The sequence below is a fragment of the Pantoea sp. MBLJ3 genome (genome assembly GCF_000816655.1).
Classification (GTDB): domain Bacteria; phylum Pseudomonadota; class Gammaproteobacteria; order Enterobacterales; family Enterobacteriaceae; genus Pantoea; species Pantoea eucalypti.
Map to the genome: position 1 here is coordinate 1,058,719 of NZ_JSUT01000005.1, position 25,550 is coordinate 1,084,268.

Genomic DNA, 25,550 nt, shown 5'->3' on the forward strand with positions numbered 1-25,550 from the left:
CGTTTTCTGACCGACTTTGCTGAAACTGCGTATTTGCGTCCCGTGCACACCTTCACCTCTGGCAGATTACATGCCATCATCGTTGTCAGGATACTGTAAGGAAAAGGATTATGGCTTTTATGCCACGGATGTTCCGGCGACGGCTGGCGGCCGTACTTGCGCTGATTCTCCTGCTGCTCGGCCTGATGTTGACTGTGACGCAATGGCTGCCAAGGCTGGTCGGCATCTGGCTGCCTGAGGATACCCGTATTGAACTGACGGGCGCACCGCGCTGGCGGCAGGGTGGCCTGTGGCTGCCTCAGATTCGTTACCTCGCAGGCGATTGCTCACTGGCAACCGTAAAGGCAGTGTCACTGGGCTGGCATCAGTCGCGCTGGAAGCTGGATGCGGACGAGCTGGTGGTGGAGAGCACCTGCCTGCAAAAATTACCCGCCAGTGACGAGAGATCGACAGCCCCCAAAACGCTGGCCGAATGGCAGGCAATGCTACCTGGTGCCGATGTTCATCTGAACAAACTTGTCGTGGCACCCTGGCAGGCCTATGCGGGCGCGCTGGACCTGACGCTGGAAAAAGATCGCCAGCAACTTAATTATCAGGGCGACAACCTGCAACTGGCGGCGACGCTGACCGGTCAGCAGCTCGCGATCAGTCGCCTGACACTTACCCATCCTGCGCTGCCTGAACCCATTACGCTAAGTGGTCATCTTGAGTTACCTGCTTTCGCCACCGATCTGCCGGTGAATGGTGAGGTGGACGGACAACTGGCGCTGGATGCATTACCGCATCCGCTGCAGTTAACGCTCAGCTGGAAGCAGCAGCAGGGCGAGTTACGCGTGGGGATGATGGATGAGAAAAGGCCGCTTCTCAGACTGCCGTGGCAAATCAGCCGCGATCAGATTCGGATCGAAAAGGGCGAGTATTTCTGGCCTCTGGCGGCTCAGCCACTGTCTGGATTTATTAACCTGACGCTGGATAACTGGCAGTCAGGTCTTGAAAACAGCCAGATCACGGGGCGCGTTAACCTGCTGACTCAGGGACGTGGCGGTAAAGGTAACGTGGTACTGGGCGTCGGTCCCGGCAACCTGAGTCTGACCAATAGCCACCTGCCGTTTCAGCTGACCGGTGAAAGCAAGCTGGCCGATCTGCAACTTTTCGGCTCTATTCCCGGCGTGCTCAACGGCTCGCTGCTCGATCCTCAGTTAGTTTTGCAACCTAAATCGCTGCTGCGCCTGCGGGGGCGACTGCTCTCCACGCTGGAAGTGGACGAAGCGCGCTGGCCGCTGGCCGGCGTGCGACTCTCCTCGCAGGGTATTGATGGCCGCCTGCAGGCCATTCTCAACGCGCACGATGCCAGCTTTGGCCGCTTCCGGCTGCATCTTGATGGTCGCGCCACAAATTTCTGGCCCGATAAGGGCGAGTGGGACTGGCGCTACTGGGGCGGGGGCGAGATGCTGCCGCTGCAGGCACGCTGGGATGTCAAAGGCACCGGCGGCTGGCACGACACGCTGATCCACCTTGATACGCTCTCCACCGGATTTAATCAGCTGGCTTATGGCAGCGTTAGCGTCGCAAAACCGCGCCTGACACTGACCGAACCCGTTAAGTGGCAGCGCGATGTGGCGCAACCTTCCTTCAATGGCCATTTCAGACTGCAGGCGGGCCCGACCCACTTCACCTATGGCGGCCGTCTGGCTGATTCCACGCTGGACTTTGAGGCGAAAGGCCGTGATCCCGGCTATTTCCTCTGGCGGGGCGAGTTAAAAGCGGGGAGGGTTGGCCCGCTGCGGGTGAATGGCCGCTGGGACGGTGAACGGTTACGCGGTCAGGCCTGGTGGCCGGCACAGTCGCTGACTGTGTTTCAGCCGCTGCTCAGCCCCGACATGAAAATGCAGATTCAGGGCGGCAGTTTGCAGGCACAGGTCGCATTCTCCGCTGCCAGTAAACAGGGCTTCCAGGCGGGAGGCCACTGGACGGTCAAACAGGGCAGTGTCTGGACGCCGGACAGTCAGGTGAACGGTATCGACTTCGCGCTGCCGTTCAGGTTTCATGAGCAGCAATGGCAGTTTGGTCAGCATGGCCCGGTATCACTCCGCATTGCCGAGGTGAAGAACCAGTTTGCCATGCAGAATATTCGGGCCGATCTGCAGGGTAACTGGCCGTGGTCTGAACAATCCCCCCTGACTTTACAGGATGTCAGTCTTGACCTGCTTGGCGGACAGATTACGCTGCCAGCCCTGCGTATGCCGCAACATGATCCCGCCCGGGTGTCGCTGCGTAATATCAGCCTCAGCGAGCTGGTGACGGCGCTGAAGCCTAAACAGTTTGCCATGTCGGGTAAGGTTAACGGTGAGTTGCCGCTGTGGTTGAATAATCCACGCTGGCTGGTGGAAAAAGGGTGGATTGCCAACAGCGGTCCGCTGACTTTCCGGCTGGATAAAGATATGGCGGATGCAATTACCCGCAACAACGTAGCGACCGGCGCAGCGCTTGACTGGTTACGCTATATGGAAGTCTCCCGCAGCTGGGCGACAATCAATCTGAATAACCTCGGCGACCTCACTATGGAAGCGCAGGTACAGGGCGTCAGCCAGTTCAGTAACCGTCGTCAGACGGTCAATCTTAACTATCGTCATCAGGAAAACCTGTTTCAGCTCTGGCGCAGCCTGCGCTTTGGCGATAATTTGCAATCCTGGTTAGAGCAACATGCGACTTTGCCATCGAACAAGGACACTTCACCATGAGCCTGAGGCCATTACTGGTTCTGGCAGCCGGACTGCTGAGCATCGGATGCGTGCCACGCATTGAAGTCACGGCACCCAAAGACCCTATCACCATCAATATGAATGTAAAAATCGAGCATGAGATCCACATCAAAGTTGATAAAGACGTGGAAGCGTTACTGAAAAACCAGAGCGGACTGTTCTGAGGAGAGCCATGATGAAACGCATAAGCGCGGCGCTGTTACTTGCCCTGACGATGGCGCACCCTGCCTGGGCACTGACGCTCGACGAGGCAAGGCAATCAGGCCGTGCAGGTGAAACGCTCTCCGGCTATCTGGCGGCACGTTCGCAGGACAGCGAAACGCTGGCGCTGGTGCAGCGGATTAATGCCGGGCGTCAGCAGGAGTATCAGCGGCTGGCCGGGCAGAACAATCTCTCCACGGCCGATGTGGCCAGCATTGCCGGACAGAAGCTGGTGAGCCGTGCTGCAGCGGGAGAGTACGTGCGTGGCATTAATGGTCAATGGCTGAGAAAAGAGGCAGACAGCAGCAACTAACCGGCGAAAAAAAACCGGGCACAGGCCCGGTCTTTGACAGCGTCATCCTGAGATGGCTGAGAATTATGCGGTCACGATCTGCGTGATAGCATCTTTCGCTTCAGCGGTCGCTTTGCTGGCCACTTCCGGACCGTAGGCGATGCCTTCAGCAAACACGAACTCAACATCAGTGATGCCGATGAAGCCCAGGAACAGCTTGACGTAAGGGGTCAGCAGGTCAGTTGGGGTATCTTTGTGAATGCCACCACGGCTTGAGATAACCACTGCGGTTTTGCCTTTAACCAGACCTTCCGGGCCTGCTTCGGTGTAGCGGAACGTCACGCCAGCACGGGCAATCAGGTCGAAATAGTTTTTCAGCTGCGTAGGGATGTTGAAGTTGTACATTGGCGCGGCAATGACGATTTCATCATGAGCCTGCAGTTCTGCAATCAGTTCATCGGACAGATCCAGTGCTTCCTGCTGACGCGGGGAGAGTGGCGTATCAGAAGGACGCATTGCACCCACTAACTCACCATCCAGAACCGGAATCGGGTTAGCCGCCAGGTCACGTACAGTAACTTCTTTACCCTGTGCCTTTGCCTGTTCAATGTAGAAGTCAGCGAGCTGGCTTGATTGTGAGTAGCCTGCAAGGATGCTTGATTTCAGAACTAAAACTGTGCTCATGGTGGTTTCCTGTCTGTTACGCGGAAGACTTTCCGCTCAATGGTTTACACTCTACGGTTATCGATGGCGCGGTGAAAGCGCAATATTTCGAGACCCATGTTCGAATTTATTGAATAAGCGTAACCGGGAGCTGCCGCCTGAACAGTTCAGAATGTGCTATGATACGCGCAATTATTTTATTGAATCAGCTGGTTACCCCGGCTTCAGGGCGCTGCTTTACGTAGCGACACCGTCTGAGTAAGGTACGTCACAATTATGTCATCACCCGATACTTCCCCACTGGCAGCGCTCTGGTCACGGCTCGACGGTTTAATGCTGCGCGATCGCCAGCGGCTACAGCGCCGCCTGCAGGGAGCCAGAAAAACCAAAAATCCTGAGGCGCAGCAGGGCATTGCCAGCGAGCTGGCGCTGGAGTTCGTCGCCGCCGAACAGCGCGTGGCCCAGCGCCGCGCGGCTACCCCAGCGATTACGTTCCCGGACAATCTGCCGGTGAGTCAGAAGCAGCAGGATATTGCTGAGGCGATTCGCGATCATCAGGTGGTGATTGTCGCTGGTGAAACCGGTTCAGGTAAAACCACCCAGTTGCCGAAAATTTGTCTGGCACTGGGACGCGGTGTTACCGGGCTGATTGGCCATACTCAGCCGCGCCGTCTGGCCGCGCGGACCGTGGCGAACCGCATTGCCGATGAGCTCAGCACCTCACTGGGCGGCTGTGTCGGCTACAAAGTGCGGTTCAACGACCAGGTCAGCGATCTGACGCAGATTAAACTGATGACTGACGGGATTCTGCTGGCGGAAATCCAGCAGGATCGCCTGCTGATGCAATATGACACCATCATCATTGATGAAGCCCATGAACGCAGCCTGAATATCGACTTCCTGCTCGGTTATCTGCGTGAGCTGTTGCCACGCCGCCCCGATCTGAAAGTTATCATCACTTCCGCTACCATCGATCCTCAGCGCTTCTCCCGTCATTTCAATAATGCGCCGGTGATTGAAGTTTCTGGCCGCACGTATCCTGTTGAAGTGCGCTATCGTCCGGTGGTCGAAGAGGCGGATGATGGCGACCGTGATCAGCTGCAGGCGATTTTTGATGCGGTGGATGAAGTGGGACGGGAAAGCCGTGGCGATATCCTGATCTTTATGAGCGGCGAGCGCGAAATACGCGATACCGCCGACGCGCTCAACAAACGCGATCTTCCGCACACCGAAGTGCTGCCACTCTATGCCCGGCTGTCCAATGCTGAGCAGAATCGGGTGTTTCAGTCGCACAGCGGTCGTCGCATCGTGCTGGCGACCAACGTTGCGGAAACCTCGCTGACGGTGCCTGGAATTAAATATGTGATCGATCCCGGCACGGCGCGTATCAGCCGTTACAGCTTCCGCACCAAAGTGCAGCGTCTGCCGATTGAGCCCATATCCCAGGCGTCTGCCAATCAGCGTAAAGGGCGCTGCGGGCGTGTGTCAGACGGTATCTGTATTCGCCTCTACGCAGAAGATGACTTCCTGAGTCGTCCGGCCTTTACCGATCCTGAAATCCTGCGCACCAACCTGGCGTCGGTTATCCTGCAGATGACCTCGCTGGGTCTGGGCGATATTGCCGCCTTCCCGTTTGTGGAAGCACCCGATAAACGCAATATTCAGGATGGTGTCCGTCTGCTGGAAGAGCTGGGGGCGCTGACGCTGAATGAAGAGAACGGCCACTACAAGCTGACCGGATCCGGGCGTCAGCTGGCGCAGCTGCCCGTGGATCCTCGCCTGGCGCGGATGGTGCTGGAAGCGCAGAAATTTGGCTGCGTGCGCGAAGTGATGATTATCACCGCAGGCCTGTCGATTCAGGATCCCCGTGAGCGTCCGGCAGATAAAAAGCAGGCTTCGGATGAGAAGCATCGACGCTTTGCTGATAAAGACTCCGACTTTCTTGCCTACGTGAATCTCTGGAACTATCTGGCGGAGCAGCAGAAAGCGCTGTCCGGCAATGTTTTCCGTCGTCAGTGCAAAACCGACTTCCTTAACTATCTGCGCGTGCGGGAATGGCAGGATATCTATACCCAGCTGCGGCAGGTGGTGCGGGAACTGGGGATTCCGGTGAACAGCGAACCGGCTGAGCTGCAGCCCGTTCACTGCGCGCTGTTAAGCGGTCTGCTGTCGCATATCGGTCAGAAAGATGCCGATAAGCAGGAGTATACCGGGGCACGCAACACCCGCTTCGCCATCTTCCCTGGCTCCGGGCTGTTTAAGAAGCCGCCGAAGTGGGCCATGGTCGCGGAGCTGGTTGAGACCAGCCGCCTGTGGGGCCGCACGGCGGGGCGCATTGAGCCAGAGTGGATTGAGCCGCTGGCGCAGCATCTGATTAAGCGCAGCTACAGCGAACCGCACTGGGAGAAATCGCAGGGCGCGGTGATGGCCGCTGAAAAAGTCACGCTCTATGGTCTGCCGATTGTGGCCGCTCGCAAAGTGAACTATGGCAGCATCGATCCTACACTGAGCCGTGAGCTGTTTATCCGCCACGCGCTGGTGGAAGGCGACTGGCAGACGCGTCATGCTTTCTTCCGGGCTAACCAGAAGCTGCGTAGTGAAGTCGAGGATCTGGAACACAAATCCCGTCGCCGCGACATCCTGGTGGATGACGAAACGCTGTTTGCTTTTTATGACCAGCGCATTGGCAAAGAGGTGGTGTCGGCGAAGCATTTTGACAGCTGGTGGAAGCAGGCCAGCCGTGAAAACGCCGAGCTGCTGAACTTCGACAAGCAGATGCTGATCAAAGAGGGCGCGGATAAAGTCAGCCAGCTCGACTACCCCAATTTCTGGCATCAGGGCAACCTCAAACTCAGGCTGAGTTATCAGTTCGAGCCAGGTGCCGATGCGGATGGCGTCACGGTGCATATTCCGCTGCCGCTGCTGAATCAGGTTGAGGATAGCGGCTTTGAATGGCAGATCCCAGGCGTGCGTCGTGAGCTGATCATCGCGCTGATTAAGTCGCTGCCCAAACCGCTGCGCCGTAACCTGGTGCCAGCTCCCAACTACGCTGAAGCGTTTCTGGGACGCGTGAAGGCGATGGAGATGCCACTGCTTGATGCGCTGTCGCGTGAGTTTCGCCGCATGACCGGTGTCACGCTGGAACGTGAAAACTGGCAGTGGGAACAGGTGCCCGATCATCTGAAAATGACGTTCCGCGTGGTAGACGAGCACAACCGTAAACTGCTGGAAGGTAAAGATCTCACCGCGCTCAAGGCGCAGCTGAAAGATAAAGTGCAGGAAACGCTATCGAAAGTGGCGGATGACGGGCTGGAGCAGAGCGGACTGCACATCTGGAGCTTCGGCGATCTGCCGCGCAGCTATGAACAGAAGCGCGGCAGCTATCAGGTCAAAGCCTGGCCTGCGCTGGTCGATGAGAAAGAGAGCGTCGCCATTCGCCTGTTTGACAGCGAGCAGGAGCAGCAAAAAATGATGTGGCGCGGTCAGCGTCGCTTGCTGCTGCTGAATGTGCCGTCTCCGGTTAAATATCTGCACGAGAAATTGCCGAACAAAGCCAAGCTCGGACTCTACTTTAACCCTTATGGCAAAGTGCTGGAGCTCATCGACGACTGTATCGCCTGTGGTATTGATAAGCTGATAGGTGAAGCGGGCGGTCCGGCCTGGGACCAGGGCGCGTTTGAGCAGTTGCGTGACAAAGTGCGCGGTGAACTCAATGAGACCGTTGTGACGATCGCACAACAGGTTGAGCAGATCCTCACGGCCGTCTTCAACATCAATAAGCGTCTGAAAGGCCGGGTTGATATGACCATGGCGCTGGCATTATCGGATATCAAGGCGCAGGTAAATGGTCTGGTCTATCGCGGCTTTGTCACCGGCAATGGCTGGCAGCGACTGGCCGATACGCTGCGTTATCTGAATGGTATTGAACGGCGGCTCGAAAAGCTGCCTGCTGACCCGCACAGCGATCGGGCGCGCATGTTAAAAGTGCAGGCAGTGGAACAGGCGTATCAGGCGTGGCGTAATAAGTTGCCGCCGCAGCGTCAGGATGATGAAGAGGTTCAGAACATCCGCTGGATGATTGAAGAGCTACGTATCAGTTACTTTGCTCAGCAGTTAGGCACACCTTATCCCATTTCAGATAAGCGCATCCTGCAGACGATGGAACAGATAGCGGCTTAAAAAGCCAGGGTGCGCGTCTTAACAGGCGCGCACCCAATGGTAAAGCGTCAGTGCGGTTACTGCGCGAGGGATTCCAGCTTGTCTTTAAACGAGGTGACCGAAATTGCGCGGTTGTCAGCCAGATAGCGATCTTTCGCTGCGGGCGCAGAGCTTTGTACCGCGATTAACTGCCAGCCATTATCGCTTTTAAGCAGCAGCGGTGAACCACTGTCACCCGGCAGCGTGTCACACTGATGCGACAGCACCGCACGTTGCGCCCAGCCGGTAATCAGGCAATCGCTGTGGGAGTAGAGCGTATCCAGATGATCGGCCGGATAGCCTGCCTGCGTCACTTTACGTCCGGTCAGCTTCAGCGCCGCCGTGAGATCGCTGCGTGAGCCATCAAACAAGGGAATGGGCGTAATCGCTGAAGGCGGATTGCGTAATATCACGATGCCGTAATCATAGGGTGCTGCACTGCTCGGCACGATCCAGCCTTCGCCATCCGCTTTTAATTTTGACGCCAGCGAAGGTTCCACCCGCGCATCAATATCATGAAGCTCGTAGCGCCACCCTTTATCGCTGGCCATAAATCGCAGCGCAACCGGCTTATCGAAATTCCCGGGCGGGGAAAGCAGACAGTGTCCGGCGGTCAGGGCCAGATGGGGAGAGATGAGCGTGGCAGTACAGAGGTTACCACTTTCGGTTTCCAGCTGGCCAATGGCATCCCAGGGGGCAGCAGTAATATCGGTGATTGCCTGGCGATGATCCTTGCCGAAGAACAGCATCTTAATCTCAGCAGGAGTAGGCGAGTCATCGTCATCATCGGCATGAACCGTGGTGGCAAAGCTGAAGAGTCCAACCATTAACAAGGTAGCCAGGCGCATAGAAATCTCAATGGCGAGAAAAAATTAACGTTATTGTTATTACGTAAGTACGGTAACTATAGTCGGTGAGCGTTGAAAAAGGGAGTTTTATTGGTTAATCAGTACGCTACAGCATCTAAATAAAAAAGCTGGCTGCAACAATGCCACACAGGATCATAACAAGCAGAATAATTTCGAAGCGATAGCGACGCACTATTTCATCCACTCTCGTCATTTCATCCACTCCAGTAAAGAAACACCCGGCAGAACCGGGTGTTTTTATTCATCATCTCGTGGCCGTGCGCTGAAGGCGACCTTAGTTTTTAGCTGCTGGTTTCACAACTTTTTTGTGGTGCATTTTCTTAGCAGCCTGCGCTTTCTGGGCAGCTGGTTTAGTTACTTTTTTGTGGTGCATTTTTTTAGCAGCCTGAGCTTTCTGGGCAGCTGGTTTAGTTACTTTTTTGTGATGAACTTTTTTAGCAGCCTGCGCTTTCTGAGCGGCTGGTTTAGTTACTTTTTTGTGGTGAACTTTTTTAGCGGCCTGAGCTTTCTGTGCAGCAGGTTTTACCGCTTTTTTGTGGTGAACTTTTTTAGCAGCCTGCGCTTTCTGCGCTGCATCTTTTTTCACCGCTTTTTTGTGGTGTTTCTGAGCAGCCTGGGCTTTCTGAGCAGCTTTATGGTGTTTCTTGTGCGCAGTCTTGTGAACAGTTTTAGCCGGTGCTGCAGCGGCAGGAGTAGTAGTTGTTGCGGCTGGCGCAGCAGCTGGAGCAGCTGTGGTGTCAGCAGCGAAAGCAACAGAAGACATACCCATAGCAGCGGCGACAACCAGTGCAAATAATTTTTTCATCGCAAATCCCTCGGAGACTATTTTTTCATGTGTAGCCCACTGCGGGGCCGGTGAAGAGACTATAGGGAAATCAATGAACGGTGTCCGTGGGTGTTTGGTATCGGCGTGTAACCGATTGTACAAAGGCGGGAAAGGGCGGTCAGATGACCGCCCGAAAGCTTAGCTATTAAGGTAACGTTGTTCAAGGTGCTGGCGGAAGAAAGCCGGGTTCAGCGCTTCGCCAGTGGCGTTGATCAGCAACTGGTCGGTCTGGAAACGGCTGCCGTGCTGCCAGATATTCTGTTGCAGCCAGTCGAACACCGGCTGCAGCTCACCATGCTGAATCAGCTCACTGAGCTGAGGAATAGCCTTCTGTAACGACTGGAACAGCTGCGCGGCGTACATTGCGCCCAGCGTATAGGTGGGGAAGTAGCCGAAGGCGCCGTCGGTCCAGTGAATATCCTGCATACAGCCATCGCGGTAGTTACCCCGCGTATCCAGCCCCAGCGACTGCATCATCTTCTCATCCCACAGCGCCGGGATATCTTCAACCTCAATGTCCCCTTCGATCAACGCCTGCTCAATTTCGTAGCGTAAAATGACATGCGCCGGATAGCTGAGCTCGTCAGCGTCAACCCGGATCAGGCCAGGCAAAACCCGCTGGGTCAGGCGCACGAAATTATCCGCCAGCAGGGCGGGTTGATCGCCAAAGGTGGCGATCACCTGCGGCAGAATGCGCTGCAGGAATTCACGGCTGCGACCAAGCTGCATCTCCATAAACAGGCTTTGTGATTCGTGGATAGCCGTTGATCGCGCCAGTGCTACCGGCTGACCGCGCCACTGCTTCGGCAGATTCTGTTCATAGCGAGCATGGCCGGTTTCGTGAATCACGCCCATCATGGCACTGAGAAACTCATTCTCATTGTAACGGGTGGTAATGCGCACATCTTCCGGCACACCGCCACAGAAGGGATGTGCACTGATGTCCAGACGACCGTGGTTAAAGTCGAAACCCAGCGTCTCCATAATGCTCAGACCGAGCTGCCGCTGCGCAGGCACGGCGAATGGCCCCTGCGGCGTTATGACCTTCTGCTGTGCCTGTTTTTCCACGACCTGCTGTAAGAGGTCAGGTAGCCAGGTTTTCAGTTCGCCAAAGGTTTCATCCAGTCGGGCCCGGGTCATACCTGGTTCATAGAGATCCAGCAGCGCATCGTAACGGGAACAGCCACTGGCGTCGGCGCGGCGCTGGGCCTCTTCACGGCTCAGGCGGACCACCTCTTTGAGGTTGGCGGCAAAACCCTGCCAGTCATTGGCGGGACGCTGAGTGCGCCATGCATGTTCGCAGACCGAACCGGCGATCGATTTGGCTTCAACAAAATCATCAGGCAGCAGCGTTGCCTGCTGATATGCGCGCTGCATCTCGTTGAGATTGGCCCGCTCGACATCGTTCAGCGACTGCTGCTCAGCAGCCTTAAGCCACTCACCGACCTGAGGGGCAGTCAGAATCTGGTGTTGCAGCACGCTCATTTCAGCCAGTGCTTCACCGCGAGCCTGACTGCCGCCCGGCGGCATGGTGGTCTGCATGTCGCATCCGGCAATCGCCGTGACGTGACTGAAACGGGACAGGCGCTGGAAAGTTTTGGTCAGTTGTTGATACGCTGAGGTCACGTAAGACTCCTTGTGGTTTTAACGCTGCGCAATTTCGCGCAAGGTTAGATCAACCGGCCAGCAAAAGCGAACGCTGGTGCCGCCCAGCGGGCTGGACTCAATTGTCACCTTGCCGCTGAGCGCCTGAGCAATAGAGTAGACAATTGCCAGGCCTAATCCGCAGCCGCCTGTGGCGCGGTCGCGGCTCGGGTCAAGTCGGACAAAGGGTTCGAAAACCCGTTCACGCTCTTCCGGCGGAATGCCGGGACCATCATCTTCCACCTGCAGACACCCGATCGCGCCATCAAACCATAAACTGACACGCAGCCGCTGCTGAGCATAACGCAGCGCATTGTTCACCAGGTTATCCAGCACTCGTTCCATCAGGCGGGTATCAGAAACGCCGATGTTTTCACGCTGTGGCAGGTCAAGGTCGAGCCGTATGTCCGGGTTGATGGTGCGAAAATCGTCAAGCCGCTCGCTCAGCCAGCTGGCGAGATCCAGTGTTTTAAGATTGAGATCGACGCGCGGCCGATCAAGTCGTGCATAGGTCAGCAGTTCCTCTATCAGGCTTTCAAGCTGGCCGATATCGCGGTTCAGCGCCACCCGTTCGCCATCCGTCAGGTTGTCGCTCATCTCTAACCGGTAACGCAGGCGCACCAGCGGCGTTCGAAGCTCATGGGCGATGCCATCAATCAGCTGCTTTTTGCTGGCTACCAGCGTATTGATATTCTCGGCCATCTGGTTAAAGGCGATACCAAGCCGAAAGAGGCTGGAGGTACTGTCAAAATGGGTACGTACATCAAGCTCACCCCGGCCAAAACGCTGCGCTGCTTTTTCCAGTCGCTGCATCTCCTGCCAGTGGGGACGAAGCCAGATGAACACCGGCAGTGCCAGAGACATGCCAATAAACACCAGCAGGGCAATATCCAGCAGCCGCATCTGATGCAGGTAGAAAAGATAGGGAATTGGTCCGACTGACAGCACATAGTGGCTGCGCGGAATATGCTGTAAAAAGGTGTACTGGTCATCGAGCGCAACAATCTCTCCGGCACGCAACCGACGCATGTTGCCTTCATCAAGCTGATATTTGTTCATCGGCTCGATGTGCAGGTCGAATGAGAGACCAAGATCGAGACTCTTGATGGTCTTATTCCAGTCGCGCGGCGGGATCTCGCGCAGTTCGCTGCGGATCAGGTAGAGCGAGCTGGCCATCAGGTCATTCATCGACTGGCGGCCTGCCCGCTCAGCGGTGAACTTATAAACCAGCCCCACCAGTAAGGCCATCACCAGGAAGCAGACAAACAGCAGCAGATAGAACTGAATAAAAAGCTTTCTCATAGTCCGCGGGTATCCCAGGCCTGAGGTGCAAACAGATAGCCTTTGTTGCGGATAGTTTTGATGCGGAAGGGCTCGGTGGCGCTGTCGTGCAGCTTTTTACGCAGCCGCGAGATCGCCACGTCGATGCTACGGTCTAAACCATCATAGCTGACGCCACGCAATGTTTTCAGCAGCGCATCCCGGTTCAGTGTCTGGCCCGCATGACTGGCGAGCACCCAGAGCAGATCGAAATCTGCGGTAGAAAGGGCGATCTGCTCCTCAAACAGCGTGACCTGCCGGTTCAGGGCATCAATGGTCAGCGAGCCAAAACGCAGCATACGGTTGGCAGCAGGTGCGCTCGGTGTATCTTCCGGCTGTCCCTGATGGGACTGACGCAGGTGCAGGCGCAGGCGAGCCAGCAGCACCGCAGGCGGGGTGGTTTTCAGGATGTAATCCTGCGCACCCATCTCCAGGGCCAGAATATGATTCATGTCGCTGTCCAGTGACGTCAGTAACACAATCGGTCCCTGCCAGTTGGCCCGCAGGTCGCGGCAGATGGTCATGCCATCCTTGCCGGGTAACATGATATCCAGCATCACCAGATCCGGCTGCTGTTCCGCTATCACCGCTTCAGCACGATCACCGCGCGTCTCGACAATTACCTCAATATCATGACGACCAAGGTAAGCTGCAATCAGCGAACCCACTTCAGGTTCATCTTCAACATAAACAATTTTGTTCATAGTTCACAAAGCAGAAACAGACGTGAGAGAAATCATATCTTGTCCTGGTCCTGAGCTCTACGTTATCGCACGAAATATCCGTGGCTTGCTGGTATATAACCGTCAATATGTGCAATCATTAGCGCGGCATTTTTGCGCCAGGTTTGGGATATCGATGATTATCATGAGGAGCGTTAGTGTGTCTGATAAAGAGCTGGCATCAGCCATATACCCCGACCGCATCTGCTTCAATTACAGTGACTTTCTTTCCGCTTCCTGCAAAAAGCGCTGGAGCTTCGTTGATGCTATTTATGGTGTGATGCCGATCTTTGGCATGGTGACACGTAAATCAGCACACCGTTTACAGGGCAGTGACGACCCGTTAAAAGAATTAGCATTACAAATCATTTCTACTCAGGTCAGCGACGAAATTAACATCGCACGCCTGATTACGCTCGCAGAACAGCAGCAGATAAGCCGTTTTGATATTCAGCTCCCTTATCCGCTCTCTGCGGAGCAGCTGGACGCGATCCATCATGAATATTCAAAACCGCTGAATCTTACCCAGCAGGATGACCTGCTGTGTGTGTCGATCCCGGTGCAGTCACACTAAGCACCTCTCTCACCAGGCTAGTAAATCAGTCAGTCTGACACCGGGCAGCGCTCATTATCCTCATGTACGCCTGCGTGTCCTGCGCTACCCGTGTCCAGACTCTCTGCAACAATGACGCCCGATGGATCCGGCGCTATGTGGTCAGCTGCCACACAGCGGGCAGCGTCGCAGCAATCAGTAATCCCATTGCAATCCGCTCCAGCGAGGTCAGCGCAACATCAGCGCGGCCGCCGCGTCGGGCAAACAGAAACAACAGCAGGCCTGGGGAGTAGAGCACGACTGACGCCATCAGGTGCATTGGCCCCGACGCGTAGAGCAGCCAGATGCCATACAGACTGGCGCCGACACCCACCGCCATCGCCATGGGTTTATTCTGTCCGCGCACCACTTTGATCAGGTATAACCCCACCAGTAAATAGGGCACCAGAATCATCTCTGAGGCGATGGTCAGCAGGTTATTGTAGTTAGCACCGGTCAGGGCAATCAGGATCAGGCAGAGCTGAATGCTGCCGTTGGTCAGCCACAGCGAGGCGGCCGGCGCGTTGTGTCGGTTCTGTCGGGCGATAATGCGAGGAAACGCCCCCTGCTGCGCAGCAATCAGCGGCACTTCAGCAGCCATGATCGTCCAGCTCAGGTAGGCACCACAGACAGAGACGATCAGGCCAATCGCAATCACCGCATCGCCCCAGTTGCCCATCAGTCTTGTCATCAATCCCGCCATGGACGGATTGCGCATTTCAGCCAGTTCAGCGCGCGGAACCACGCCCAGCGACAGCAGGGTTACCAGCAAATAGACCAGTAAGGCAGCCAGAACGGCAAAAAGTGTTGCACGGCCCACATCCTTTTTCTGACGTGCACGCGCAGAAACCACCACCGCACCCTCAACCCCGATAAAGACCCAAAGAGTGATCAGCATGGTTTGCTTGATCTGCTCCCAGAGCGGTTGCCCCAGCGTGACGCCGGAAAAATCGAAGCGAAAGCGATCATAATTGAACGCCATCACCGCCAGCACAATGAACAGCAGTAAGGGCACCAGCTTGCCCAGCGTGGCCATCAGATTGATGCTGGCTGCTGTCTGCACACCGCGCAGCACCAGCCAGTGAACCAGCCACAGCAGCACGGATGCGCCCAGCATCGCCTGCCAGGTGTTGCCATCACCAAAAATAATCCGGTCCGGCGTATCGGTGAAGAAGCTCAGGGCCGAGAAGACAATTACCAGATAGGAGACATTGGCGATAACAGCACACAGCCAGTAGCCCCATGCAGAGCAGAACCCCATTAGTTCGCCGAATCCGGCGCGGGCGTAAGTAAAGATGCCGCCGTCAAGTTCGGGTTTAAGGCGGGTTAACAGCAACATCGCCAGCGAAAGAAAGATAATGCCGACACCGGTGATCAGCCAACCCAGCAGCAGAGCAGCCGGACCGGCCACTGCAGCCATGTTTTGCGGCAGACTGAACACACCTGCACCCAGCATTGAGCTGAGCACCAGTGCTGTCAGCGCACCGAGACCTAATTTTTTCTCCAAAACAACCTTCCCGCTAGCATATATGGCTGGGTAAATCGGATTATATCGCTGGGTTATGTCAGACCAATGGCACAATCCAGGGACAATATCCGGTAAAACAGGCGGGGGATTTTACGGAGTGTGGCAGGGGATGGCAATGCATAACTATGCAAAACAAAGCAGGTTTGCAAACAGCAGGGCGGCGGGTGCCGCCCTGTGAGGGATTACTTAAACAGGTCAGCCGTCACGGTCAGGTTACCGCCACTCTGGTTCTGCCACTGACGAGTCACGTGATAGAACTTGGCACCTTTATCTGAAGCACGCTTCGCCACTTCTTCTGAAACCTCAGTAGGTGAACCGAAGTGGCCCGTGAAAGTCACGGTATCAAACGGCTGCATCTGCGCGGCGGTAATCGCGTTAACTTCCTGCACCGATTTACCGTTAGGCAGATTCACCGTGTAGCGCTTACCGGTAGAGCTTTGTGTTTCGAAGAAACGGCCCACTTTGTTGCTTGGCGTTTCAGATGAGGCCACGCCAGGAATCTCTACGTTAGCGGCTGCCGCGCCACCGGTTGCCAGCGCAGCTTTACCTGCTTCTGAATCGGCTGGGATGGCGTTTGGTGTCTGCACTGTACGTTCTTTAGCATCCGCTTTGTAGACATAGGCGGTGACGTACTGGTTGCCACCGCTGTTAGCATCAATCTGGCGCACGATAAAGAATGATGCGGCACCTTTCTCTTTCGCGGCTTTTGAAATAGCGTCGTTAACATCCGGCTGGCTGGCAAAGAAGCCGCTGACCGAAACGGTATCAAACGGTTCAAGTCTGTAGGCTTCTGCTTTTGGCAGTTCATTAACGCCGTTAAAGCGACGATACGTTGTTGACGCTGAAGCTGCCGGCGCATCGGCTTTATAGAGGTCAGCCGTGACGCGCCAGTTACCGCTGTTGCCGTTACTGTCGTTGATTGCCTGGATGTAATAAGAGGCAGCGCCCATCTGATCTGCACGCTTAGAGACGGCATCGGCAGCGTCGCCGATCGCGTTGAAACGGCCGGTGATATTAATACGTTCGAATGGCTTCAACGCTGCCGCTTTTTCTGGCGTTAACTCCTGCGCAGCGAATGCGTTGGCTGCCAGCAGGGACAACAAAGTGGACGCCAGAATAGTGTTCTTCAGCTTCATAAAAATAATCCTTCGCCTTACGCAAAAATGAGTACGAAAACGTGCTGGACTCTTGATGTATAACAGATTAGCCGCTGATTATTGCATGTTATAAACAGACTGTCGCAGCGATTTTTTGTGTCAGATCGCGTTATTAAACCATCATTTTTTCATTTAATTGTCATCAAACGCAGTTATGGCCCGTTTTAGCCACGGTTATCACTAAAAGCGATAACTAATATCGGTTAAACAGTTAATGCATTGTTAATTATAGGTTTTTATTGATGCTTAATTCGCCCGCTCATAATTATCTCTGGCAGAATATTTGCCTGTCAGGCTGTTTTGCAGTGGGTTAACACCGATTTTTAAGCAGAACGCTGAATAATTGAGTGAATGTCATCACTCTGTACAGACGCTATAGATCGCTGGTCACATTTTCAGTAGGTTATAAACACTTTGAAATACATGCATTTCGTCTATAAGTAACCGAAACGGCGTTTCAGTTGCGCAGTCGTGGTGCAGATACGGGCCATCATCCTTAACCGATGAAAGGAAACACTATGTTAATTGGAATACCCAAGGAAAGGTTGCCAAACGAGTCGCGCGTGGCCGCCACGCCAAAGACCGTGGAACAACTTATCAGGCTGGGTTTTAGTGTCACCGTGGAGCGTGACGCAGGTAAACGCGCCAGCTTCGATAATGAAAGCTATATCGCCGCTGGCGCCACGCTCAGCGACAGAGATCAGGTCTGGCAGTCCGACATCGTGCTGAAAGTAAATGCACCCGATGACGAAGAGATTGCACTGACCCGCGCGGGTAGCACGCTGGTTAGCTTTATCTGGCCCGCGCAACATCCCGATCTGCTGTCAAAACTGGCCGCACGTCAGGTCACTGTCATGGCAATGGACTCGGTGCCGCGCATTTCACGGGCGCAGTCGCTGGATGCGCTGAGCTCCATGGCAAACATTGCCGGTTATCGTGCGATTGTGGAAGCTGCGCATGAATTTGGTCGCTTCTTTACCGGGCAGATCACGGCGGCGGGCAAAGTGCCACCGGCAAAAGTGATGGTGATTGGGGCAGGTGTGGCCGGGCTGGCAGCAATTGGTGCAGCGGGCAGTCTGGGCGCGATTGTCCGGGCGTTTGATACCCGTCCCGAAGTCAAAGAGCAGGTGCAGAGTATGGGCGCCGAATTCCTTGAACTCGACTTCAAAGAGGAAGCTGGCAGCGGTGATGGCTATGCCAAAGTGATGTCCGAGGCGTTCATTAAAGCGGAGATGGCCCTGTTTGCCAGTCAGGCCAGAGAAGTCGATATCATTGTCACCACGGCGCTGATCCCTGGCAAACCGGCACCGAAACTGATCACCGAAGAGATGGTTGCCAGCATGAAGCCCGGCAGTGTGATTGTGGATTTGGCCGCGCAGACTGGCGGCAACTGTGCGCTGACCGTCGCGGATCAGGTTACTGTGACACCTGACGGCGTCAAAATCATTGGCTACACCGACCTGCCGAGCCGTCTGGCAACGCAATCCTCCCAGCTTTATGGCACCAACCTGGTCAACCTGATGACGCTGCTGTGCAAAGAGAAGAATGGCGAAATCCAGGTCGACTTCGACGATGTAGTCGTACGGGGCGTGACTGTGGTGCGCGAGGGGGAAGTCACCTGGCCGGCACCGCCGATTCAGGTGTCCGCTGCACCTCAGGCTGCACCGGCAACCGCGAAACCGGCAGTGAAGATTGAGGTGAAACCTGTTTCACCGTGGCGAAAATATCTGCTTATTGCTCTGGCCATCGTGCTGTTTGGCAGCCTGGCCAACGTGGCGCCTGCCGATTTCCTCTCCCATTTTACCGTGTTCGCGCTCGCCTGTGTGGTGGGTTATTACGTGGTCTGGAACGTCAGTCATGCGCTGCATACGCCGCTGATGTCCGTGACCAATGCCATATCCGGCATCATCGTGATCGGGGCAGTCTTGCAGATGGGGCACGGTGGCTGGGTCACCTTTATCTCCTTTATTGCCGTGCTGATTGCCAGCATCAATATCTTTGGTGGCTTTACCGTCACCCAGCGCATGCTGAAAATGTTTCGTAAGGGGTAAGACATGTCTGGCGGATTAGTCACTGCAGCCTATATTGTTGCTGCAATTCTCTTCATCTGTAGCCTTGCCGGTCTCTCGCGTCACGAGACGTCTAAGCGGGGTAATAGTTTCGGTATCAGCGGCATGGCGATTGCGCTGGTCGCCACCATTTTTGGTCCGGACAGCGGTAACGTGGTCTGGATCCTGCTGGCGATGGTGATTGGCGGCGCTATTGGTATCCGCATGGCAAAGAAAGTCGAAATGACCGAAATGCCGGAACTGGTCGCGATTCTGCACAGCTTTGTCGGCCTGGCCGCGGTACTGGTCGGCATAAACAGCTATATCGACCATGCGCCTGGCCTGCCAGCAGTGATGGAAAATATCCATCTCAGTGAAGTGTTTATCGGTATTTTTATCGGTGCCGTCACCTTCACCGGCTCGCTGGTGGCGTTTGGCAAGCTGTGCGGCAAAATCTCCTCAAAACCGCTGGCGTTACCGCATCGTCACAAGCTCAATCTGCTGGCGCTGCTGGTCTCGTTCCTGCTGCTGCTGTGGTTTGTTAACACCAGCAGCAGCGCTGCGCAGGTCTTTGCGTTGCTGCTGATGACGGTGATTGCACTGGCGTTTGGCTGGCATCTGGTCGCGTCGATTGGCGGTGCCGATATGCCGGTCGTGGTGTCGATGCTGAACTCCTATTCAGGCTGGGCCGCCGCCGCCGCCGGTTTCATGCTCAGCAACGATCTGCTGATTGTGACCGGTGCACTGGTGGGTTCGTCCGGTGCGATTCTCTCCTATATCATGTGTAAAGCGATGAACCGTTCGTTCATCAGCGTGATCGCGGGTGGATTCGGTACTGAAGTCAGCAGTGGTGACGAAACGCAGGAAGCGGGCGAGCATCGTGAAATTACCGCTGAAGAGACCGCAGAGATGCTTAAAGCCTCCCGCTCGGTGATTATTACCCCAGGCTACGGCATGGCCGTGGCGCAGGCGCAGTATCCGGTAGCGGAAATCACGGCACGTCTGCGCGCGCTTGGCATCAAAGTGCGCTTCGGCATTCATCCGGTCGCGGGGCGTTTGCCGGGGCACATGAACGTGCTGCTGGCCGAGGCCAAAGTGCCTTATGACGTGGTGCTGGAGATGGATGAAATCAACGATGACTTCAGCGACACCGACACGGTGCTGGTGATTGGTGCTAACGATACCGTCAACCCGGCAGCGCAGGATGATCCCCGCAGCCCGATTGCGGGAATGCCGGTGCTGGAAGTGTGGAAGGCGCACAACGTGGTGGTGTTCAAACGCTCAATGAACACAGGCTATGCCGGCGTTCAGAATCCGCTGTTCTTTAAGGAGAACAGCCAGATGCTGTTTGGCGATGCCAAAGCCAGCGTGGAAGCGATTCTCAAAGCGCTGTAATAAAAAAATGGGCAGCTAATCAGCCGCCCATTTTCTTTACGAGGAGACGTTAATCCTCCTCGTCCTCTTCATCATCCAGATCAATCGGCGACTTGAAATCGTCAGGCTTAAGCGCCAGCAGATCGCAACGCAGATGATCGATCACCTGTTCCGCCGTATTGCCCAGGAACGCCGCTGATAGTCCGGTCCTTCCGATGGTGCCCAGCACGACTACGCCGGCACCGAGATGCGCGGCCAGATCGGGGATAACCTCTTCCGGCAAGCCTTTAGCCACGTGGGTGAACTCTTCACCAATTGAGAATTTCTGGCGCAGTGCTTTCATGGCCACCAGATGCTGACCCCGGATAGCATCGTTGTAGACGCTGGGATCAAAATCGGGCAGTTCGATAGCAATATTGATTGGGGTAATCGGGTAGGCACCGACAAGGTGGACTTCGGTCTGATTCACCTTTTCCGCCAGCTTCATCGTTTCACGAATCAGCTTCTGATTCAGGCCATCGTGATGCGGCTCTTCGCTGGCAAGATTGACGGCGACAATGGCTTTACCGCCTTCCGGCCACGGCTGATCTTTGACCATCCAGACCGGGCAAGGGCATTTACGCAGCAGATGCCAGTCGGTTGGGGTGAAAATCACGGACTCCAGGCGGTCATGCTGATGCGCCATTTTCAGCACCAGATCATGCTGATGAGCGAGCACTTCCTGAATGATGGCCTCAAAGGGGCGGTTATGCCAGATCACTTTGATATCAATGTCGACACCGGCATCAAGATAAGCGCGGGCCTGCTCGCGGATCCATTCGGTACGCTGGCTGATGACACCCTGGCGCATAGACGCGCGCTCATCCGGCGAAAGCAGGGTGGTCATTTCATATGAAAAATCATAGATAGGCAGGAAGGCTTTAATTCTTCCGCCGATACGTTGATTCAGATAGACCGCACGTCGCAGCGCGGGCTGATCGTCTTGCTGGGCATCAATGGCGACCAGAATATTTTGGTACTGGGACATGAGGCGTTCTCCTTAAACCAGAGCGACTGGAGTAAAGATAGCCTATGTTGTACAGCGGAAGAAGTGAAAAAGTTATTGCCGGATCAATAAAATAAGATTTATTGATCCGGCTTTGAATCAGGCGGCCTGGTGACTCTGGCCCGCTAACTCTTCCAGCAGGGCGTGGTTTTCAATTGTGATGTATTTGCCTTTCACCGCCAGCATACCGGACTTCTGAAAACGGCCCAGCAGGCGACTGATGGTTTCAACCGTCAGGCCCAGGTAATTACCAATGTCACCGCGCGTCATGGTGAGGCGAAATTCACGCTGTGAAAAGCCGCGCTGGCCGAAACGGCGTGAGAGGTTCCAGATAAACGCCGCCAGTCGCTCCTCAGCATTTTTCTTCGACAACAGCAGAATCATATCCTGGTCGCCTTTAATCTCACCGCTCATTAAACGCATCATCTGCTGACGCAGTGCCGGCATTTTACCTGACAGGTCATCCAGCGTTTCAAAAGGAATTTCACACACCATGGCCGTTTCCAGCGCCTGCGCAAAGCTGGGATGGCTGGCATTTAAAATGGCATCAAAGCCAACTAAATCACCCGCCAGATGGAAACCGGTAATTTGCTCATCACCCTGTTCGGTAATGGTATAGCTTTTAATACTGCCGGAACGAATGGCATACAGAGACCTGAGTTCGTCTCCCGCTTTAAAAAGCGTTTGCCCTTTCTGAATCGGTTTTTTACGCTCAATGATATTGTCGAGCTGATCCAGCTCATGTTCATTTAACGTGAAGGGGATGCAGAGCTGACTGATGCTGCAATCCTGGCAGTGAATGGCACAACCGCCCGACTGAATACGACGTATGCTGCGTTTTTCAGGGATCATAATGGTTTGCTCGACGATAAGTGACTGGGGTCAATTTTAACATTTTTTGTGCTGAAGGGAACTCATCCGAGCAGTTTTACACCCACAAACATTATGGAGGATATATACGGCGTCAAAGGCCGATGTAACGGGCATTTAAGTATGCGGGAAGAGACTACTGTCACGATAACTTTCCGCTTATGTGATCTGTTGCACGATTCTCTACGGCCCGTTAGGGTGGGAAAAGGCGGGTGGTCCGGTAATTCCAGCTTTTGCTACGCTAACTGTTAAAGCCTGTCTGACACATTCGATCAATTTAACCCGGTGTGAGAAAACCATGAACCTTGATGATAACGATCTTTTTCGGGATGCCATGGGCGATGTCACGCCATTGAAAGACACCACCACGACCCTGTGGCTGAAAGCCCCTTCAACCAAAGCACCACGCAAACCGCCGGGCGAATCTGAGCTGGAGAATTTCCTGACCCGGGGTGACCTGGAGATTATCCCACTTAATACGCAGCTGGAATATAAAGCCGACGGCATCCAGCAGGGTATTCTGGATAAACTGCGTCGGGGTGAATACAAGCTGGATGCCAGTCTCAACCTGTTACGGCAACCGGTAGAAACCTGCCGTCAGGCGCTGTTCAATTTTATGATGCAGGCACACAAACAGGGATTACGAAATTTGCTGATCATTCACGGCAAAGGACGTGATAACGAGTCACATGCCAATATCGTACGAAGCTATCTCGCGCGCTGGTTACAGCAGTTTGACGACGTACAGACTTTTTGCGTGGCACAGACCCGCCATGGCGGAGGCGGTGCGCTCTACGTGGGTTTACGTAAAACCGATAAAGCGCGCCTTGAAAACCGCGAGCGGCATGCGAAACGCAGCCGCTAGCTGTGAAATTTACGAATGGTAGACATCAGCACTTCGGCACTCAGGCTGAGCTCTGCGCCGGTGCGCGTAATGATGCCCACTGGCTCGCCCGGGCCGGATGAGTTGATCGGCAGCGCACAGACCGCGTTGTGGCTGAGATCCTCTTTAATCGCGCCGGAAGGAACGAACCAGATATAGTCGTAGCGGAGAGCCAGCTGGCGTGCCAGTGAGGTCGATGAGGTCTCAATACAGTGAGGTGGCAACGTACACCCCTGTTCATCCAGCATCTGTTGTGCAATCCGGCGCGGTGCAGTGCCTTCGGGCGAAATCACCACCGGCCACTGCATGGCGCGTGAAAGTGTGACGTTGTCACTTAAAAGCGGGTGTTCCGGCCTCACTACCAGCTTAAGCGACTCCAGAAAAAGCAGCTCATAGGTCAGACCGGTCATCATGTCGCTGTCCGCCATCCGTCCAATGCCGATATCAAACTCACCGCCGCGTAATCCTGCCAGCAGCACATTGTTGTGCAGCGTTGCCACCTGGATAGTGGTATTGGGTTGTAACTGATGAAAACGATCAAGAATGCGTGGCAGCATCCCCATTGCGGCGGTGGTCAGCGCACCCAGCCGGATAATCACCGGCGCATCGCCTGGCTGCTCATTAAAACTTTGACCGGCATGATTGAGCGCGTCGAGCACACGCACGGCATGTGTCAGAAATTGTTCCCCCATGGTGGTCAGTTGCGCGCCCAGACGGCCACGTTCAAACAGACGAACGCCGGTCAGTTCCTCCAGCTCATTCAGGGTTTTAGACAGGGCAGGCTGACTCAGGCTAAGCGTCTCAGCCGCCCGGCCCAGCGTACCTTGCTGCGCAACCGCAACAAAGGTGTGTAAGTGGCGCAAGCGAATGCGCTGATTGAAAAGGATATTTTTTTCCATATCCTAAACTTAATGAGAATGAAGGGCGTGAGGCAACTGTTAAAAATGAATTCTGTTAACTTTGCTGCAAATTTTTTTAACAAAAGCACGGGAATGACCGCTTCGCTGTTTAACGCCATGATTTTCAAGCATTCATCTTAAAACGGTTGTGACGCGTTCATTCTCTGGTCAAAGAGAAATCAACGACTTAATTGAATGAATATGAATGATTCTCACTATCAAACAAAAATCTGACCGCTTAAGGTTAACGATCAGCTATCATAAACGCCGTTTTTTTTACTTAAACTGATGCCAGATTTCTTTACTCAGGGAGTGTTCATTGACCAGCATCGAGGCGGTAGATGTCCGCCAGCTTATCAACCAGCAGCAGCTGAGCCCCTGGCAAAAGCGGCTCATTGCTCTCTGCTTTATCGTGGTAGCACTCGATGGCATGGACATTGCGATTATGGGTTTTATTGCGCCGACGCTTAAAGCCGCGTGGGGCGTAACAAATCATCAGCTTGGCGTTGTCATCAGCGCCGCCTTAATCGGTCTTGCGCTGGGTGCGATGGTGGCGGGGCCGCTGGCTGACCGCTATGGCCGTCGCATGATGATTATCTTAAGCGTTTTCTTTTTTGGTCTCTGGACGCTGGCAACCGCGCTGTCACAAAATATTGAACAGATGATGCTGTTCCGCTTCCTGACCGGGCTGGGCCTGGGTGCCGCAATGCCCAACGTCGGTACGCTGGTGGCGGAGTATGCGCCTGAACGGCGACGGGCGTTTCTTATCACCGTTGTGTTCTGCGGCTTCACCTTTGGCGCGGCCAGCGGGGGATTTGCCGCTTCATGGCTGCTCCCGCGCTATAACTGGCACTCTGTGCTGCTACTGGGCGGCATGCTGCCGCTGCTGGTGCTGCCATTACTGATTCGTGGCCTGCCGGAATCCGTGCGATTCCTCATCAGTCGTGGTGCACCGGCTGCCCGCATTCACGCCATCCTTGATCGGATGATGCCGGGCAAAACCCGACCAGACTGTGCGTTTCACGCGCCGGAAGTCAGCGTGCCGGCGGGTGGCGCGATCGGCACCGTCCTGTCACGCCGCTATCTGTTTGGCAGCACGATGCTGTGGGGTGGCTATTTTATGGGACTGTTCATGGTCTACCTGATTGGCAGCTGGCTGCCATCACTGGTCAACACGCTGGGCATGTCTGTCACCGAAGCGGCGATTATCACCGCGATGTATCAGGCTGGCGGGACGCTGGGATCGTTGTTTGCAGGCTGGATGATGGATCGCTTTAATGCCAATCTGGCGCTGGCAGCGATTTACGGCTGTGGCGGGCTGTTTATCGTGGCCCTTGGCTTTTCGCCAGCCGAAGTGGGCATGATGAGCGCAATCGCTTTTTGCAGTGGCTTCTGTTTCAACGGCGCTAACACCGGCATGAATGCCTTATCCGCCAGCTACTATCCCACGCACGCACGCGCCACTGGCTCCAGCTGGATGCATGGTGTGGGCCGCATTGGTGCGATTTTAAGCGCTTTCGTCGGTGCAGAGATGATGTCACTCGGCTGGTCTTTCAGCGTTATCTTTCTGCTGCTGGCAATACCGGCTGTGATCACTACCCTGATGCTGCTGTTAAAAAACCGCTATGGCTTTAAGCCGATCACAGATTCGTGATTTT

20 protein-coding genes are annotated in these 25,550 nt (G+C 54.9%); 9 read left to right on the plus strand and 11 right to left on the minus strand.

The features are described from left to right. Window positions 1-110: 110 nt before the first annotated feature. From NP77_RS11300 to NP77_RS11310, 3 genes are read left to right on the plus strand one after another with little or no spacing between them, the layout of a single operon-like run. Complete coding sequence (locus NP77_RS11300; protein WP_039660178.1) at window positions 111-2,741, plus strand: YdbH family protein; 2,631 nt, start codon at window positions 111-113, stop codon at window positions 2,739-2,741. After that, window positions 2,738-2,926, plus strand: a complete 189-nt coding sequence (locus tag NP77_RS11305; RefSeq protein ID WP_003853757.1) for a YnbE family lipoprotein — start codon at window positions 2,738-2,740, stop codon at window positions 2,924-2,926. The genes NP77_RS11300 and NP77_RS11305 overlap by 4 nt, the downstream gene beginning before the upstream one ends. A gap of 11 nt (window positions 2,927-2,937) precedes the next feature. Next, window positions 2,938-3,276: a YdbL family protein gene (locus tag NP77_RS11310; RefSeq protein WP_039660490.1), complete on the plus strand. Its 339-nt coding sequence runs from the start codon at window positions 2,938-2,940 to the stop codon at window positions 3,274-3,276. A gap of 63 nt (window positions 3,277-3,339) precedes the next feature. Here the strand turns inward: NP77_RS11310 and azoR are convergent, their stop codons facing one another. Next, window positions 3,340-3,939 carry an FMN-dependent NADH-azoreductase gene (gene azoR / locus NP77_RS11315; protein ID WP_039660180.1) on the minus strand — a complete coding sequence of 200 codons (600 nt, stop codon included), beginning with the start codon at window positions 3,937-3,939 and terminating at the stop codon, window positions 3,340-3,342. Window positions 3,940-4,194: 255 nt separating this feature from the next. Here azoR and hrpA point away from each other — a divergent pair, with 255 nt between their 5' ends. Continuing rightward, a complete protein-coding gene (gene hrpA / locus NP77_RS11320) occupies window positions 4,195-8,097 on the plus strand; it encodes an ATP-dependent RNA helicase HrpA (protein WP_039660182.1) in 3,903 nt (1,300 codons plus the stop codon). A 56-nt stretch (window positions 8,098-8,153) separates the two neighbouring features. On the opposite strand, the gene NP77_RS11325 is transcribed toward hrpA, so the two are convergent. The 5 genes from NP77_RS11325 to rstA form a co-directional block, all read right to left on the minus strand. After that, window positions 8,154-8,963 carry a serine protease gene (locus NP77_RS11325; protein WP_003853749.1) on the minus strand — a complete coding sequence of 270 codons (810 nt, stop codon included), beginning with the start codon at window positions 8,961-8,963 and terminating at the stop codon, window positions 8,154-8,156. A gap of 295 nt (window positions 8,964-9,258) precedes the next feature. Next, window positions 9,259-9,789: an acid resistance repetitive basic protein Asr gene (gene asr / locus NP77_RS11330; protein WP_033743054.1), complete on the minus strand. Its 531-nt coding sequence runs from the start codon at window positions 9,787-9,789 to the stop codon at window positions 9,259-9,261. Between the two features lie 159 nt (window positions 9,790-9,948). After that, window positions 9,949-11,436 carry a carboxypeptidase M32 gene (locus NP77_RS11335; protein WP_039660183.1) on the minus strand — a complete coding sequence of 496 codons (1,488 nt, stop codon included), beginning with the start codon at window positions 11,434-11,436 and terminating at the stop codon, window positions 9,949-9,951. 18 nt (window positions 11,437-11,454) lie between these two features. After that, window positions 11,455-12,756: a two-component system sensor histidine kinase RstB gene (gene rstB, locus NP77_RS11340; RefSeq protein WP_039660184.1), complete on the minus strand. Its 1,302-nt coding sequence runs from the start codon at window positions 12,754-12,756 to the stop codon at window positions 11,455-11,457. Continuing rightward, entirely contained in the window at window positions 12,753-13,478 is a 726-nt protein-coding gene (gene rstA, locus NP77_RS11345; protein ID WP_003853741.1) for a two-component system response regulator RstA, read from the minus strand. The genes rstB and rstA overlap by 4 nt, the downstream gene beginning before the upstream one ends. A 178-nt stretch (window positions 13,479-13,656) precedes the next feature. On the opposite strand from rstA, the gene NP77_RS11350 reads away from it, so the two are divergent. Next, a complete protein-coding gene (locus tag NP77_RS11350; protein WP_003853740.1) occupies window positions 13,657-14,070 on the plus strand; it encodes a hypothetical protein in 414 nt (137 codons plus the stop codon). Window positions 14,071-14,203: 133 nt separating this feature from the next. On the opposite strand, the gene NP77_RS11355 is transcribed toward NP77_RS11350, so the two are convergent. Continuing rightward, window positions 14,204-15,595 (minus strand): basic amino acid/polyamine antiporter, encoded by a 1,392-nt coding sequence (locus NP77_RS11355; RefSeq protein ID WP_003853738.1) that lies wholly within the window; start codon window positions 15,593-15,595, stop codon window positions 14,204-14,206. A gap of 203 nt (window positions 15,596-15,798) precedes the next feature. Then, complete coding sequence (gene ydgH, locus NP77_RS11360; RefSeq protein ID WP_003853736.1) at window positions 15,799-16,752, minus strand: DUF1471 family protein YdgH; 954 nt, start codon at window positions 16,750-16,752, stop codon at window positions 15,799-15,801. Between the two features lie 539 nt (window positions 16,753-17,291). Here ydgH and pntA point away from each other — a divergent pair. Continuing rightward, window positions 17,292-18,824, plus strand: coding sequence for a Re/Si-specific NAD(P)(+) transhydrogenase subunit alpha (pntA, locus tag NP77_RS11365; RefSeq protein WP_008925238.1), 1,533 nt, complete (start codon window positions 17,292-17,294; stop codon window positions 18,822-18,824). Between the two features lie 3 nt (window positions 18,825-18,827). Then, window positions 18,828-20,216, plus strand: coding sequence for a Re/Si-specific NAD(P)(+) transhydrogenase subunit beta (gene pntB / locus NP77_RS11370; protein WP_039660187.1), 1,389 nt, complete (start codon window positions 18,828-18,830; stop codon window positions 20,214-20,216). A gap of 49 nt (window positions 20,217-20,265) precedes the next feature. On the opposite strand, the gene uspE is transcribed toward pntB, so the two are convergent. Beyond that, window positions 20,266-21,222 carry a universal stress protein UspE gene (gene uspE / locus NP77_RS11375; RefSeq protein ID WP_003853729.1) on the minus strand — a complete coding sequence of 319 codons (957 nt, stop codon included), beginning with the start codon at window positions 21,220-21,222 and terminating at the stop codon, window positions 20,266-20,268. 117 nt (window positions 21,223-21,339) lie between these two features. Continuing rightward, on the minus strand, window positions 21,340-22,092 hold the full coding sequence (locus NP77_RS11380) for an FNR family transcription factor (RefSeq protein ID WP_003853727.1): 753 nt from the start codon (window positions 22,090-22,092) through the stop codon (window positions 21,340-21,342). Window positions 22,093-22,408: 316 nt separating this feature from the next. Here NP77_RS11380 and smrA point away from each other — a divergent pair, with 316 nt between their 5' ends. After that, window positions 22,409-22,975: a DNA endonuclease SmrA gene (gene smrA / locus NP77_RS11385; RefSeq protein WP_003853725.1), complete on the plus strand. Its 567-nt coding sequence runs from the start codon at window positions 22,409-22,411 to the stop codon at window positions 22,973-22,975. Here the strand turns inward: smrA and NP77_RS11390 are convergent. Continuing rightward, window positions 22,972-23,892: a LysR substrate-binding domain-containing protein gene (locus tag NP77_RS11390; protein WP_003853723.1), complete on the minus strand. Its 921-nt coding sequence runs from the start codon at window positions 23,890-23,892 to the stop codon at window positions 22,972-22,974. The two genes, smrA and NP77_RS11390, sit on opposite strands and share 4 nt — an antisense overlap. 319 nt (window positions 23,893-24,211) lie before the next feature. Here NP77_RS11390 and NP77_RS11395 point away from each other — a divergent pair, with 319 nt between their 5' ends. After that, on the plus strand, window positions 24,212-25,546 hold the full coding sequence (locus tag NP77_RS11395) for an aromatic acid/H+ symport family MFS transporter (RefSeq protein ID WP_039660189.1): 1,335 nt from the start codon (window positions 24,212-24,214) through the stop codon (window positions 25,544-25,546). The last annotated feature ends 4 nt before the right edge of the window (window positions 25,547-25,550 follow it).